Below are 13,783 nucleotides of genomic sequence, written 5' to 3'. Positions count from 1 at the left end.
TCATGTCCCGGTCAGGCGAAGCACAGCCCGGACGCGGCCCTGTCTGGTTGGACCTGTCTCAAGGGTCTCCAGCCTACCGGGGAAAGGCGAATGACGGCGGTCAGGCCTGGCTGCTGACCTTTACCGACTTGACGGCATTGATGCTGACCTTCTTCGTGCTGCTCTATTCGATGTCGACGATCAACGACGATGATTGGCAGAATCTGATTGAGGCCTTGTCGCCAAGATTGTCCAGTGTTCAGGAAGTCACAGTGGCAATGCCGAGCAGCGACCGGGACGCGGAAGCTGTCGAACGTATTCCCGGTACGGATCTGGACTACCTCGCCAATCTTCTGAAAGATCAGGTAAAAGAAGACGAGATCCTGGCCAAGGCCGAGATCGACCGAGGGGACGAGCGGATCGTCCTGTCGTTGCCCGGCGACCTTCTTTTTGCCTCCGGCTCCACGGCCCTGAACGACAAAGCACAGGCCGCGATATTCGCCCTGGGGGGCGTGTTGCGCAATCTCAGCAATGTCGTCGAAGTCGCCGGTTACGCCGACCCGGCGCCGCCCAAGCGTACTTTTGCGACAAATTGGGAGCTTTCGCTGGCCCGGGCAGCGGCGCTCTCCGAAATGCTCGCGACTTCGGGGTATCAGGGTGAGATTCTGGTGCGCGGCTATGGTCACGCCCAGTATCAGGCGCCACCCGACGGCGGCGATACTGCCGCCAGCATGGCTGCGGCCCGGCGGGTGGATATCATCATCCATGCTTATGCGGCGGAGCGGCGATGATGTTTCCTCGGCTGCTTGGGCTTTTCCTGATACTTGGTCTTTGGGGGCCGCCTCTTCAGGCGGCCGAGCCGGTTACCATGCGGGGCGGTTTACACCCGGACCATGGGCGTATCGTATTCGATTGGCCCCGTGAGGTCGGTTACGAAGCCCGTCTTGAAGAGGGACGGTTGATCGTCAGTTTCGCGGAGGAAGCCGCTTTTGCCGGTGAGCCGCTGCGCAACGGCCTGCGCGGTTATGCGGAGCCGCCGCAGGTGTCGGACAACGGTCGCAGCCTCAGCTTTGGTCTGACCGGCGCGCTCGCCATGAACCATTTCCGCGCCGGTCCGAAGGTGGTCTTGGAATTACGCCGCGAGGACGTGGCTGCACCGCAGAAAGCCAAAGCCGCTGCTGAAACTGCCGGCGAAACTGCTGGCGAAACTGTGGCCGATGCGAAGACGGCGGCGCTTCCGACGGTAAAGGTACGGGGCGGAAGGCATCCCGAGTACAGCCGCCTGGTGTTCGATTGGCCGGATGCGGTCGCCAGCCGGCTGGAGGAGAGCCCCGGCCGCGCGCGCATCGTCTTCGACCGGCAGGCGCGTTTCGATACTTCGGCCGTGAGACCCAAAGGCCTGCCGCAGATCGCTGCGGTCTCGGCCGAGCCCGACGGCGTCAGCATCACCTTGCCTGAGAGCTCGCAACTGCGCGTCCAGCGCAGTGGTACCAAGGTTATCCTGGATGTCCTTGCCGCCAAGCAGGCCGCGCCGGCCAAGGCGGCCGTAGCGCCGCAAAAGGATAAGCCCAAGGTCGCGGATGTGACGCCCCGGCCCGCGCCCGCCGCCGCCGCGGAGAAGGAGGCAGCTCTGCCGACAGAGGCGGCCACCGGTCCGGCCGAGGCCGCCGACAGTAAAGCGAAGGCCGCCAGCCCTACATCCCTGGTTCCGGAGTCCATGGGCGGTAAAGCCGGAGCACCGGCGCCGGAGGTGGTTGAGAACGAGTCGGCGGAGCAGGGCAGGGTGGCGGCTTCATCGCCCCCGGCAGGCCTGCAGACAGCATCGGTTGGCGCATCGGCCGGGAAGGATTCGGCTACCGATGAAAAAGCCGCCGCGCAGTTCTACGGGCAAACGTCCGCGACGGCGGTAGACTTTGCTGACTCTGCCCGCAGCCGTTTGACGGTGGCGCTCGAGCCTGTCATCACATTCGAGAGTTCTTCCGCTCAGGGCCCGACTGCCGACCGTTTTGTCCCGGTGATTCTGACCTTTGATTGGGACCGACCCACTGCGGCGGCGGCTTTCCGACGGGGTGAGAACCTTTGGCTCACCTTTGATCGCCCACCGCCACGCAACCTGGTGAAGCTTATCGCAGCGACCGCGCCCCACCTTGGCAGTGTTCGCCTTGTGGAAGCCGGCAGTGCGACAGTGATGGTGATCGGCGCTCTGCCGACCGTGGCCCCGCGTCTTACCCGGGACGGCAACAGCTGGATCGTCGATCTGCGGCCCCGCAGTACCCTGCCGCAAAAGGCTTTGGCCGCACCGGTCGTCGAGAAGAAGGAGTACAGCAGGGTCCGTTTTCCCCTGTCGGGCGCCGAACGGCTGCATTGGGTGACCGACCCCGACGCCGGCGATCGTCTAGTCATTGTGCCCACCCGCGGAGCGGGGATGGGGATGACGCTGCCCTACGCCTATCCCCAGTTTCGCAGCCTTCAGAGCCAACAGGGGGTGGTCCTGCAGCCGCTTGCATCCAGCCTGCAGGTTGCCGTGATCCGCAGCGGCGTTCTGGTTCGAGACCCCAACGGCCTTCTGGTTTCCGATCCGCAGCAACGCCAGGCCGTGCGGCGCGGCGAAGCGGAGCAGACAGAACCGCGCCTGTTCGATCTTGTCGCCTGGCGTCGCGGTTCTCTGGACGACTACCAGGTTCAGCGCCGTGACCTGTTGGGCGCGATGATCGGCAGCAGCGGCGATCAGCTGGGAGTCCAGAGAGTTGAGCTGGCGCGCTTTCATTTTGCGCATGGTTTCGACAGCGAAGCCCTTGGTTCGCTTGGGGTTATTGAGGAAAAGCATCCGCGTCTGGCCCTGGACCCCGAAATTCGACTGATGCAGGCAGCCAGCCAGTGGCTTATACGGGATTTCCGGGCAGCAGCGGCCGGGCTTGCGCATGCCTCTTTAGCCGGCGAGCGAGAAGCTCTGCTTTGGCAGGCCGCCCTCGCGGCTCAGGCCGAGGACTGGCAAGCCGCGGCGAACGGCTTCGCCGCCACCGATGATCTGATCGACAGCTATGCCCGGCGGATAAGACTGCGGCTGCGGCTGGCCGCGGCGGACGCCTTTTTGATGTCGGGCGACGACGCTGCCGCGACCCTGCAACTCGGCGCTCTACGCCGGGAAGACCTCAATCGCAGGGAAGAGGCCCAGGTGAAGGTCGTACAGGGTGCTTTGCAGCTCGTTCGCGGTAACGCCGAGGAGGCGCGCAGGCTATGGAATGCCGCGCGCGACAGCCGTCATGGACCCTCCCAGGCGCGCGCGCGCCTGGCTCTGGTCGATCTTGGCCTGGAAGACGGGTCCCTGTCCGCCGATGATGCCATCGCGGAATTGGAGCGGTTGCGCTTCGCCTGGCGCGGCGACCAGTTCGAATTTACCCTGCTGCGCCGCCTTGCGGATCTGTACGTGGCGGAAAACCGGCACCGTGAAGCGCTCTATACGCTGCGACAGGCGGTGACCAGCTTTCCCGACAGTCCCGGCGCCAGGGATTCCGCACAGAAGATGCGCCAAACCTTTGCTGAGATCTACCGCGACGTCGGCGACCCCGATGTGCCGCCCCTTCGGGCTTTGGCGCTTTACCAGGAGTTCAAGGAACTCACGCCTGCCGGTGCCGAGGGTGATCGGCTGATCACCGGCCTTGCAGACCGTTTGGTCGAGGTGGACCTTTTGGATCGCGCCGCTGAGCTGCTGGAAGGTCAGGTTCGCTATCGCCTGGAAGGCGAAGAAAAGGCAAGGATCGGTGCGCGCCTGGCCCTTATCCATCTGCTGAACCATAATCCCGATGCCAGCCTCTCGGCGCTTGAGGTCAGCGAGGCCGAAGGGGGCGATGCGGCCTTGATGGCGCAGCGCCGGCAACTCCGCGCGCGGGCTTTTTCAGATCTGAATAGAGCAGACGACGGTCTGAAAATGCTGGAGGGCGACGACAGCCTGGACGCGGAGATGCTGCGCGCGGACATTCACTGGCGCTTGCGTCAATGGCCGCAAGCTGTTGATTCGCTTGCCAAGTTGGTTCCCCTGCTGCCGCCCGCGCGGGCGATGCTGCTGTCCGAAAGCCAACAGGTTGTCAACCTGGCGGTCGCTTTGATGCTTTCCAATCAGGCTGTCGAGCTGGAAGACCTCAACCGGCGTTACGGCGCTGCGATGGCCAAGGGGCCGCACAGTGACACCTTCAACCTGCTGGTTGGCGACGGCGAGAAAAGCGCGATCTCATCGATCGCCGATGAGCTGGGCAAAGTGGCCCAGGCCCAGGATTTCATGGCCAACTACCGTGAACGCCTGAAGGATGGTGAGCTCAGTCAGGTCAACTGAAAAACCTGATCGAAGACGCTGAAACAGCTATCGGTCGTTGTCAGGTCTTGGATCGACCGACCTGAAGTCACCCTCGCTCCAGACCAAAGCCTCGAAACACGGCCGCAGATTTGTGCCGCCGCACGCGCTTCCATGAACCGCCAGCAGAAGGATCGGCTGGCCGCCCCAGTCGACGACCTTCCAGCCCTTCGCCAGGAACTCGGTGGCAGTCCCATCTACGATCACGGTGATGGTACACCCCCCGGTGCCGCAGAACAGGGAGGCGGCGGTGGAGCAGGAGAACTGGCTGGCGTCGACGATTTCCTCGGGCATTGCATCTCCCGTCAGGTCGGCGAAGGCGATGGCCTGCGGCGTTGTTTCGAGAATACCTTCCTCGAACATGCGGCAGTCCTGGCGCGCCTGATTGATAACCCGGTTTGCGGCCTCAGAAGCGGAGGCGGGCAGGGCCGTCGCTACCAAAGTGAGGGCGGCGACGACGGCGGCTGAGATCCTGAGCAAGAGGTCCTCCGGAAAAGATGGCGCTGCTGCTGAGCGGCATCCACTTTAGCGCGGTTTATCCGGCCCCGGAAGGTCGCGACAGGAATCAACCGGCGGAGAATTTCCGCCCAACCCGGCTCAGCTTATCCGAGGTTATCCGCCATAGCTCTGGACCAGACTGCCGGCAACCATGTACCAGCCGTCCACCAGGACGAAGAAGATCAGCTTGAAGGGCAGCGAGATCATGATCGGCGGCAGCATCATCATGCCCATGGACATGAGAATCGAAGCGACCACCATGTCGATGATCAAAAAGGGCAGGAACAACAGGAAGCCGATCTCAAAGGCACGCCGCAGCTCGCTGATCATGAAGGCCGGAATCAGGGCGCGCATCGGCGTTGCTTCCGGGTCTTCCAAGGTCTCCGTATCCGTCAGATCGAGGAAGAGACGCAGATCGGATTCGCGCACATGGCTCATCATGAAGTCGCGGACCGGGCCCTGAGCGCGGTCCAGCGCTTCGAATTCGGTGATGTCCTCGGCGATCAAGGGTTCCAGGGCCTCGTCATAGACCGCCTCTATCGTGGGCATCATGATAAAGGCGGTGAGGAAGAGCGCGAGGCTGACGATGACCGAGTTTGGCGGCGTCTGCTGCAGCCCCAGGGCGGTGCGCAGGAACGACAAGACCACAACGATGCGGGTGAATGAGGTCATCATCACCAGGATCGAGGGCGCCAGAGAGAGCACCGTGATCAGCGCGATCAACTGCAGTATCCGCCCGGTCGTGGTGCCGGCGGTCTCGGCGCCGAGGTCGAAGGTCAGGGCCTGTGCCCAGGCCGGATCCGGCGCCAGCAGCAAGGCCAGCGTGGCGACCGCAGCAAGGCCAAACCGTTGGCCGGCGTACCACCCGGTCATGACGGTGTCGCCCGCAGTTTGGTGAGGACGCGCTCGACGATGGTTCCGCCTGCGGCAGGTGCGGTGGGCTCGGCAGCCGTGGATTCGTCGTTTCGTACGGCCGCCGCCGGTATGTTGGTTTCGATGAGCAGATCGCTGCCGCTGCCCAGAAGTACAAGGTGCTCGCGGTCGTCGCGCCGCAGCAGCACCAGCTTACGCTTGGCGTCCAAGGGTCGTACCTCGACGAGGGCGAGGCGGCGGTCGCTGCCGCCTTTGGTCACGGCAAGCCGATCACCAAGGCCCGAGCGGCGCACCAGGGCAGCCAGAACGGTGATCAGGAGCAGGACAAAGCCCAGCGCCATAAAGAAGCGAATGTACTCCGCAAAATCCATAAAGGCTCTCCGGGACCGCGGCGGCTTAGGGCTTGTTCATTTTTTGTGTGGCATAGGCGGAAAGCGCGCGCGTGCGCTCGCCGGCAGCGCCCAGCAGCTGCGCCAGTTCCCCCAGCCCGGCGCGCAGGTTTTCGCCCAGATAGTTGATCTCTTCCAGCAGCCCGACCAGGCGGGGATGCAGCTCCCGCTTTTGTGCGCCGGGAAGAGATTCGATCGAGCTGCAGAGCCAGCGCACATCCTGCTCGATAGGGGCGAGATCGACGATCGTTCCCTTGGCCAGGGTCTGGCGGGCCGTACGCAGACGGTTGGCAAGGGCGCCCATCTCCGATTCGATGGAATTGCGCTGCATAAGTTCTTCCTGGGTCATGATCTCTTCTCTTCGAATGAGGTTGCTGCGGGCTGCGCCGCCGCGTCCGATGTGGGGCCGGCTCCCGCGTCTGTCTGGTAGAGGTAGCGAAGGATCTCTGCGACGCCGGCGAGGGCGGCCAGCGGGATTTCGCTCTCGACCTCGACCACCGAAAGAATCTCGGCCAGATCGCTGTCCTTGCGCACCTTGACCCCGCGCTCAAAGGCGATCTGCAGGATCTGCTCGGCGACGGCGCCACGGCCGGATGCGGTAATCTTGGGCCCGGCGCCGGATACGCGGTCGCCGCCTGACGTCTCCCCCGATTCTGACAGCCTTTCCAGCGCCCGGGGGGTCACGTTCTCCAGTGCGATAGCCAGGCTGGCAGGTGCCTGCGCGGCGCCCTTCGAGGCCGCTGCAGCGGCCCCAAGCTTCGTCTGTTTTGGTCGGTCTTTCTGGGTCACACCGGGTCCTGTGTCGCTTTATCTTCCTGCCCTGGCCGCCTCGTAGGGGCAGAGCAACAAGTATCGCCAACGAAGCCCGCTTCGCTGGTTTAGCGATGGTGACCCATCATGCTTAATGAATGGTTAGAGATGGCCGCCAGTAGACGAGAAAAACCGAAGACCTAGAATACTTTAGGAGCCGGTCTCGCTTTTTGGCGGGTCAGATGGCACACCCGTCCCGCCGGCATCCCGGATAGCATCAGCCAGCGCCTCGCTGCCGACAGCGGCGGCGGCCCGGTTTTCCTCTTGGATGCGCTCAAAAATTTCGCGCCGCAAGACCGTTGCATCACTCGGAAAAGTAAACCCGAGCTTTATCGATTTGCCGCGGATATCCACCACGGTGACCTCGATATCATCGTTGATAATCACGGACTCGCCGATTTTGCGTGTCAGATAAAGCATCGCCCTCTCGGCTCCCCGGCCCCCCGACCATGGTTAATATATCCAATTTAGCGCGTTTTACGGATTCTTAACAAGGCAGGCTTGATCATAGGGGCTAGAGACCCGTGGAACGGGGGGTTTCCTAGGGTTCTGAGACTTGTCGATGCTTGATCAGGAACGTCATGGACGGGAAACCGGGAATCTTCAGTTTGCTTGCCAGCCGTATGGACTGGCTCGGGCAGCGCCAGAAAGTGCTGGCGCAGAACATTGCCAATGCCGATACCCCGGACTTCGTTCCCCGTGATCTGAAGCCGCAGCAGTTTCGCCGGATGGTCGAACGCAGTGCCATGCCGCTGGCGACACCGGAAGCGACACAGGCCGGGCATATCCAGACCTCCAGCCTGCGTGTCGACAACCGAAGTGTGGAGCAGAAGGAGCGTTATGAGACGGCGCCTTCCGGCAACGCGGTGGTCGTCGAGGAACAGCTGATCAAGGTCGCCCAGACGCAGAACGACTACAACGCCATCACCAATCTCTACCGCAAGCAGGTGGCGATGATGAAGATGGCGCTGACGGGGCGTCAATAGGTGAGGGGCGCCAGTAGGTGACGGGCGCCGGTAACGGTCAGCCGGTCACGCTAGAGCAGGAGGCCTGAGCAGAATGGATCTGGATAAGTCACTGAACATTTCGGCGGCCGGCATGCGCTCGCAGGGAACGCGCCTGCGGGTGATCGCCGAGAACATTGCCAATGCCGGCTCGACTGCCCAGACGCCGGGCGGCGAACCCTATCGCCGCAAGCTGGTTACCTTCGAGAACGTTCTCGATCATGCGATCGGCGTGGAAACGGTGCGGGTCGATTCGATCGTCGCAGACCGCGGCGCCTTCGGCCGCCGCTTCGAACCCGGCCACCCGGCCGCCGACGAGGACGGCTATGTCCTGACACCCAACGTCAACTCGCTCATGGAAATGTCCGACATGCGAGAGGCGCAGCGCAGCTACGAGGCGAACCTGAAAGTCATCGAATCCTCGCGCGCCATGTTGCAGAAGACCATCGATATCCTGCGCTAGACGCGCAGCTTTATTGCACCGCCAGGATGGCGGTGCCGACCGCCAGGATGGCTCCCAGAGGCAGGTTTGATGCCTCAAGGAGTGTGCCATGATTACGAATCCCAGTGGGGCCGTACAGGCCTATGACAAAATGCTGCGTCAGGGCGGGGCCGCCGGTCTGGAGGCCCGTGACCAGGGGGGGGCCGACTTCTCGTCGATGCTGCACCGTGCCGCTGAACGGGCCGCCGACACCATGCTGGAGGGCGAGAGCCAGACCCTGCAGGCGGCTGCCGGTACCGCGGACCTGACCGAGGTGGTGATGGCTGTGTCCAAGGCCGAGATGACCCTGCAGACTGTCGTCACGTTGCGCGACAAGGTCGTTCAAGCCTACCAGGACATCCTGCGCATGCCGATCTAGGCCCGCGCGAAGGTGTACGTCAATCTCCTCTCGCAGCGCAGGAAACCCGCAAAGTGAACGGCACTGAAGCGATCGAGATCGGTCGCGATACGATTTATGTGATGCTGAAGATCGGCGCCCCGCTGATGCTGATCGCGCTTGGGGTCGGCCTGGTGATTGCGCTGTTTCAGGCATTGACGTCGATCCAGGAAATGACCCTTACCTTCGTTCCCAAGATTATCGTCATGTTCGTCGGGCTCATGATGCTGTTGCCCTTTATGCTGACCAGCCTGACGACTTTCTCGCAAACCCTTTTCGACCGTATGATCGCCCTGGGTTAGCCGGCATGTTGGCCGAACTGCTTCCTGCCCAGGTTTTCGCGCTGCTGTTGATTTTCACGCGTATGGGCACCGCGCTGATGCTGATGCCGGGGTTTGGCGAAAGCTATATTTCAATGCGGATCCGGCTGTTGCTGGCGCTCCTCGTTTCCCTTGTGATCCATCCGGCGATTGCGCCATCGCTGCCGGCCTTGCCGGCCAGTCCGACCGGGCTGCTGCTTCTTGTCTTTGGTGAGGCCTTCATCGGCCTGTTTCTGGGGTCCGTGGCGCGGATCCTGATGGCGGCGCTCTCGATCGGGGGCATGATCATCGCGACGGTGACCGGCTTGGCCAATGCCTTGACCAACGACCCGACGGCGGCCCAGCAAGGGTCGATCGCCGGTTCGTTCCTGTCGACCCTGGCCCTGCTGATCATCATTGTCCTCGACCTGCATCATCTCCTGCTGCGCGGTGTGATCGACAGCTATCAGCTTTTCGTTCCGGGCCAGCCGCTTCTTGCCGGCGATATGTCGCTGATGATCTCCCGCGTTGTCTCTAAGGCTTTTCTGCTCGGGTTCCAGATAGCTTCGCCTTTCGTCGCTATCGGGCTCATTTTCAACCTTGGGCTCGGCCTGCTGTCGCGGTTGATGCCGCAGATGCAGGTTTTCTTCATCGCGATCCCCTTGCAGATCCTGATCGGCCTGGCGGTCCTGATGATCGCCCTGCCGGCGGTCATGGGCTGGTTCATGACCGGCTTTCAGGAAGTTACGCTACCCTTCGTCGGACCGCGGTGAGGCGCGCGGAAGATGGCCGGTGAAGACGACGACTCACAAAAAACAGAGGAACCGACAGGCAAACGCCTAAGCGATGCGCGCGAAAAGGGCCAAGTGGCCCGCTCGCAGGAAGTCTCGCACTGGTTTATGATTCTTGCCCTGGCCATCGTCGTCGGCATTTTTTCCGAATCGCTGATGACGGACTTCGGCGGTCTTTTGCAGCCCTACCTCCAGCAACCCCACCTGATGCCCCTGGATAATGGCGCGCTGAAGGAGATGCTGAGCGGCACGGCCGTGGATATTTTGCGCGTCTCGGCCATTCCGCTGGCGATCATCCTGTTGGCAGGGTTGCTGGCTGGCACGATCCAGAACGGCATCATCATCACCACCGAGCAGATCCAGCCGAAGCTTTCGAACATCGGGTTCAAGAAAGGCTTCAAAAAGATGTTCTCCAGCCGGGCGCTGACCGACTTCGTCAAGGGCCTTTTGAAGCTTACAATCGTCGGGGTGGTCGTCACGCTCATCATCTGGCCGGACCGGAACATGGTGCTCGATATGCCGAGCATGGATGTGGCGGCTGTCCTGCTGATGGTGAAGTACGAATCGGTGAAGGTCATCATTGGGGTCCTGTCGGTGATGAGCATCATCGCCTTGATCGACGTGCTCTATCAGCGCTATCAGCACCACAAAGAGCTGCGCATGACCAAGCAGCAGATCAAAGACGAGCACAAGCAGTCCGAGGGCGATCCCATGGTCAAGGGGCGTCTGCGGCAGATCCGTGCCGAGCGTGCCCGCAAACGCATGATGGCTGCGGTGCCCGAAGCGGATGTCGTGATTACCAACCCGACCCACTTCGCGGTCGCTTTGAAATACGATCAGGTCACCATGGAGGCGCCCAAGCTTCTGGCCAAGGGCGTCGACAACGTCGCCTTCCGGATCCGCGAGCTGGCCGAGGAATACGATATTCCCATTGTCGAGAATCCGCCGGTCGCCCGTGCCCTGCACGCTGCCGTGGAGATCGACCATCAGATCCCCCCCGAGCACTATAAGGCAGTGGCTGAGATCATCGGTTACGTGATGAATATGAGGCGTGGCCTCAAAGGCCGGACGCGGCGCTGATACCAGGGCGCTCCACCAGGGATCCCGGCTTGCGACACTGGCACCGAAACCAATCCCCTGACGCCAATCATCTTGCCCAAGACTCCGCCGTCGTGGTTAATCTTGGTTAACCATTGGAAGAGTAGGATCGAGGGGATGATCCGAGGATATCCGAATTTGCCGGCTTTTGCCGCTGAACCGCTGCGCTTGGCCCGGCGGGGGCGCCACTAGTGCTGGAACTGCTTTGCTTTACGCTCGGTGGCTTGGCCGGCGCAGCAGTGACCTGGTTTTGGCTGCAACGGCGCAGCCTCTGCCGTGCGGTTTTCGCCGCTGTGCCGAAGCCCTGGCAGGTGGTTTCCGCCGAGGGGCGTGTGCTCTTGGCAAACCCGGCGCTGGATCACTTCTTTGTCGGGGATACCCGTCCCATCCCCGATCTGCTGGGCGAACAGGTCGCAGACGACGCAGAGGCCAGCGGCGAGATTCGCCAACTGGCTGAGCAGGCCCGCACGGGCATAGCCGGTTCTATCGAGATCCGGGTGCCTTCGCGTCGGGCCGGCGACGATCAGGGCGCCGGTGACGAGGGTTACGATTGGCGCTTTGTCGCCGCTTACCCCCTGCCGGATCATCCCGGCTGCGTCTATTGGGTGGTGGACGACATCACACCGCGGCGCCAGATGGAACAGATCATGCGCGAGGAGCAGGAGCGTTTCGTCGATCTTCTGGAAAACGCTCCGGTCGGGTTCTATTCCTGCGATGCGCAGGGGCGTTTTCTCTTCGCCAACCATACGCTTTGCGAGTGGCTGGGCCTGGCCCAGAACGATCTGGAGCTGGGCCGCATCCGGCTGCACGACGTGGTGCAGGATACCTTGCCGGGTGGTGCTTCGCCCTTTGATCCTTTCGGCGAAGGGGGGCGTTCCCAGGGTGAAGTTATCCTGAAGGGGGCGAACGGCGAGGGCTTTCGCGCATCGATACGCCAGGACGTGGTCCACGGCGATGGCGGGGCCGTGCTGCGCACCCGTTCCGTCGTGCGCGACCTGTCTCGCGAAGAGGCCATGGCCGAGGCTCTTGAGCAATCCGAGCGCCGCTTCGAGCAGCTGTTTGCCAAGGCGCCGGCCGGTATCGTGCTGATCGATCCGGAGGGTGCGGTTCAGGAGTGCAACGATGCCTTCGGCAGGCTGATCGGCAAACCGGCCGACGAGCTCCGCTCTGTCTCGACCTTCGACCTCTTGGCCAAAGACGACGTTGCAGCCCTGCGTCAGGTTCTGGCGCCTAGCGGCAAGGGCGGCGATGCCGGCCTTGCCGGGCCTCTTGAAGCTCATCTTGCGGGTGAGGAGGAGCAGATCTGCTCGCTCTATGTCAACCGCATGGAGGGGGTCGATGGTTCCCTGGACGGGTTTGTCGTTCACTTCATCGACAGCACCGAACAGAAGAACCTGGAACAGCAGTTCGCGCAGTCACAGAAGATGCAGGCCGTTGGTCAGTTGGCCGGCGGGATCGCGCACGACTTCAACAATCTGCTGACCGCGATGATCGGTTTCTCCGATCTGCTGTTGCTGCGCCACCGGCCGGGTGACCAGTCTTTCGCGGACATCATGCAGGTTAAGCAGAATGCGAACCGGGCCGCCAATCTGGTGCGCCAGCTGCTCGCCTTCTCGCGGCAGCAGACGCTGCAGCCCAGGCTTCTCAACATTACCGATATCCTGGCCGAGTTGTCTCATCTGCTGCGCCGCCTGATTGGCGAGAACATCGAGCTGAAGATGAGCCATGGGCGCGATCTGGGGATGATCAAGGCCGACCAGGGCCAGCTTGAGCAGGTGATCATCAATCTTGCCGTGAACGCGCGCGATGCCATGGAGGGGGGAGGGGTACTGACCATCCGCACCGCCATCGAGCAGGTTACCGTGGAGCGCAAATCCAAAGACGAAGCGATGCCGCCGGGCAACTATGCCTTGATTGAGGTAGTGGACAGCGGCTGCGGCATTCCACCGGAAAACCTGGTCCGCATCTTCGACCCCTTCTTTTCGACCAAGGAGGTCGGGGCGGGAACCGGCCTGGGTCTGTCAACGGTCTATGGCATCGTGAAGCAGACCGGCGGTTACGTTTTCGTTGACAGTACTATTGATGAAGGCACGGTCTTTTCGATCTATCTGCCCCAGGCCGCCGAGGAAGAGGTGGTGGAGAGCATGGCCGATGCCGATGCGCAGGACCGCCGCGATCTTACCGGTGCCGGCACGCTGATGCTGGTCGAGGACGAAGATGCGGTGCGCGCCTTCAGCGCCCGGGCGTTGCGCAATAAGGGCTATAATGTGCTGGAGGCCAACTCCGGCGAGACGGCGCTGGAGATGCTGGCGGGCGAGCGCGAGCCCATCGACCTGCTGGTAACCGATGTGGTGATGCCGCGTCTGGATGGGCCCAGTCTGGTAAAGCAGGTCCGGGCGCAGCGGCCGGATCTGAAAGTCATCTTCATTTCAGGCTATGCCGAAGACAGCTTCCGCAAGCGCCTGGACGAGGATGCCGGCATCCATTTCCTGCCCAAACCCTTCAGCCTCAAACAGTTGGCCGGCAAGGTGAAGGAAGTTCTCGGCGACTAGATCGGATCATGTTTTGACGAAACCACTTCGTGGTTGCGCCAAAACATGATCCGATCGCCATCAAACAGTTAGCAGGCTGCTGAAAAAGTCTGACGTATAGGGTTTTGGGCCTTGGTTTGAGGTCAGCCCCCTATGAGGGTGGTTTTGGGTGCTGGTCTATCCCGGGTGATCGGCGCTTTGGTGGAGCGTTGGTCTCATGTTTGGGCCAGGAGCTTTGGTATTCGCACAAGATTGCAGGCGGTGGCGGTGAGGGTGAAGGCCCAG

At 62.2% G+C, this 13,783-nt stretch carries 15 protein-coding genes; 9 read left to right on the top strand and 6 right to left on the bottom strand.

The genetic code is table 11. From position 1 onward, the window contains the following. Positions 1-2 precede the first annotated feature (2 nt). Together HBA54_RS12660 and HBA54_RS12655 are read left to right on the top strand one after the other, a co-directional pair. Positions 3-770 (top strand): OmpA/MotB family protein, encoded by a 768-nt coding sequence (locus HBA54_RS12660; RefSeq protein WP_167225068.1) that lies wholly within the window; start codon positions 3-5, stop codon positions 768-770. Continuing rightward, positions 767-4,309 (top strand): tetratricopeptide repeat protein, encoded by a 3,543-nt coding sequence (locus HBA54_RS12655; RefSeq protein ID WP_167225066.1) that lies wholly within the window; start codon positions 767-769, stop codon positions 4,307-4,309. The genes HBA54_RS12660 and HBA54_RS12655 overlap by 4 nt, the downstream gene beginning before the upstream one ends. 27 nt (positions 4,310-4,336) lie before the next feature. Here HBA54_RS12655 and HBA54_RS12650 read toward each other — a convergent pair whose 3' ends face one another. The 6 genes from HBA54_RS12650 to csrA all read right to left on the bottom strand — a co-directional run bounded on the left by HBA54_RS12650 (position 4,337) and on the right by csrA (position 7,317). Then, positions 4,337-4,807 (bottom strand): hypothetical protein, encoded by a 471-nt coding sequence (locus tag HBA54_RS12650; RefSeq protein WP_167225064.1) that lies wholly within the window; start codon positions 4,805-4,807, stop codon positions 4,337-4,339. Positions 4,808-4,939: 132 nt separating this feature from the next. After that, positions 4,940-5,698 carry a flagellar type III secretion system pore protein FliP gene (gene fliP / locus HBA54_RS12645; protein ID WP_167225061.1) on the bottom strand — a complete coding sequence of 253 codons (759 nt, stop codon included), beginning with the start codon at positions 5,696-5,698 and terminating at the stop codon, positions 4,940-4,942. Then, complete coding sequence (locus HBA54_RS12640; RefSeq protein ID WP_167225059.1) at positions 5,695-6,069, bottom strand: flagellar biosynthetic protein FliO; 375 nt, start codon at positions 6,067-6,069, stop codon at positions 5,695-5,697. The genes fliP and HBA54_RS12640 overlap by 4 nt, the downstream gene beginning before the upstream one ends. Positions 6,070-6,094: 25 nt before the next feature. Then, on the bottom strand, positions 6,095-6,436 hold the full coding sequence (locus tag HBA54_RS12635; RefSeq protein WP_167225057.1) for a hypothetical protein: 342 nt from the start codon (positions 6,434-6,436) through the stop codon (positions 6,095-6,097). Next, on the bottom strand, positions 6,433-6,876 hold the full coding sequence (locus HBA54_RS29055; protein WP_322096034.1) for an EscU/YscU/HrcU family type III secretion system export apparatus switch protein: 444 nt from the start codon (positions 6,874-6,876) through the stop codon (positions 6,433-6,435). The genes HBA54_RS12635 and HBA54_RS29055 overlap by 4 nt, the downstream gene beginning before the upstream one ends. A gap of 171 nt (positions 6,877-7,047) precedes the next feature. After that, positions 7,048-7,317: a carbon storage regulator CsrA gene (gene csrA, locus HBA54_RS12625; protein WP_167225055.1), complete on the bottom strand. Its 270-nt coding sequence runs from the start codon at positions 7,315-7,317 to the stop codon at positions 7,048-7,050. Between the two features lie 188 nt (positions 7,318-7,505). Here csrA and flgB point away from each other — a divergent pair, with 188 nt between their 5' ends. The 7 genes from flgB to HBA54_RS12590 all read left to right on the top strand — a co-directional run bounded on the left by flgB (position 7,506) and on the right by HBA54_RS12590 (position 13,519). Continuing rightward, the gene (flgB, locus tag HBA54_RS12620; protein WP_240932662.1) at positions 7,506-7,883 is read left to right on the top strand and encodes a flagellar basal body rod protein FlgB; all 378 of its coding nucleotides are present in this window, start codon (positions 7,506-7,508) and stop codon (positions 7,881-7,883) included. A gap of 73 nt (positions 7,884-7,956) precedes the next feature. Then, the gene (gene flgC / locus HBA54_RS12615) at positions 7,957-8,364 is read left to right on the top strand and encodes a flagellar basal body rod protein FlgC (protein ID WP_167225051.1); all 408 of its coding nucleotides are present in this window, start codon (positions 7,957-7,959) and stop codon (positions 8,362-8,364) included. Between the two features lie 88 nt (positions 8,365-8,452). Next, positions 8,453-8,761, top strand: coding sequence for a flagellar hook-basal body complex protein FliE (gene fliE / locus HBA54_RS12610; protein ID WP_167225049.1), 309 nt, complete (start codon positions 8,453-8,455; stop codon positions 8,759-8,761). 53 nt (positions 8,762-8,814) lie between these two features. Continuing rightward, positions 8,815-9,081, top strand: coding sequence for a flagellar biosynthesis protein FliQ (gene fliQ, locus HBA54_RS12605; protein WP_167225047.1), 267 nt, complete (start codon positions 8,815-8,817; stop codon positions 9,079-9,081). Positions 9,082-9,086: 5 nt separating this feature from the next. Beyond that, complete coding sequence (fliR, locus tag HBA54_RS12600) at positions 9,087-9,851, top strand: flagellar biosynthetic protein FliR (protein ID WP_167225044.1); 765 nt, start codon at positions 9,087-9,089, stop codon at positions 9,849-9,851. 12 nt (positions 9,852-9,863) lie between these two features. Further along, a complete protein-coding gene (gene flhB, locus HBA54_RS12595) occupies positions 9,864-10,949 on the top strand; it encodes a flagellar biosynthesis protein FlhB (RefSeq protein ID WP_167225042.1) in 1,086 nt (361 codons plus the stop codon). Between the two features lie 209 nt (positions 10,950-11,158). Next, a complete protein-coding gene (locus tag HBA54_RS12590; protein ID WP_167225040.1) occupies positions 11,159-13,519 on the top strand; it encodes a hybrid sensor histidine kinase/response regulator in 2,361 nt (786 codons plus the stop codon). Positions 13,520-13,783 lie beyond the last annotated feature (264 nt).

Source organism: Pelagibius litoralis, assembly GCF_011683915.1.
Classification (GTDB): domain Bacteria; phylum Pseudomonadota; class Alphaproteobacteria; order Kiloniellales; family Kiloniellaceae; genus Pelagibius; species Pelagibius litoralis.
This window is presented reverse-complemented; position numbering and strand designations above follow the sequence as displayed.

Excerpts from the sequence above, each read along its gene's own strand:
- fliE (WP_167225049.1), top strand. The coding sequence starts at position 8,453 with ATGATTACGAATCCCAGTGGGGCCGTACAGGCCTATGACAAAATGCTG.
- HBA54_RS12640 (WP_167225059.1), bottom strand. The coding sequence starts at position 6,069 with ATGGATTTTGCGGAGTACATTCGCTTCTTTATGGCGCTGGGCTTTGTC.
- HBA54_RS12655 (WP_167225066.1), top strand. The coding sequence starts at position 767 with ATGATGTTTCCTCGGCTGCTTGGGCTTTTCCTGATACTTGGTCTTTGG.
- HBA54_RS12660 (WP_167225068.1), top strand. The coding sequence starts at position 3 with ATGTCCCGGTCAGGCGAAGCACAGCCCGGACGCGGCCCTGTCTGGTTG.
- HBA54_RS12635 (WP_167225057.1), bottom strand. The coding sequence starts at position 6,436 with ATGACCCAGGAAGAACTTATGCAGCGCAATTCCATCGAATCGGAGATG.
- fliP (WP_167225061.1), bottom strand. The coding sequence starts at position 5,698 with ATGACCGGGTGGTACGCCGGCCAACGGTTTGGCCTTGCTGCGGTCGCC.
- flgC (WP_167225051.1), top strand. The coding sequence starts at position 7,957 with ATGGATCTGGATAAGTCACTGAACATTTCGGCGGCCGGCATGCGCTCG.
- csrA (WP_167225055.1), bottom strand. The coding sequence starts at position 7,317 with ATGCTTTATCTGACACGCAAAATCGGCGAGTCCGTGATTATCAACGAT.
- flhB (WP_167225042.1), top strand. The coding sequence starts at position 9,864 with ATGGCCGGTGAAGACGACGACTCACAAAAAACAGAGGAACCGACAGGC.
- fliR (WP_167225044.1), top strand. The coding sequence starts at position 9,087 with ATGTTGGCCGAACTGCTTCCTGCCCAGGTTTTCGCGCTGCTGTTGATT.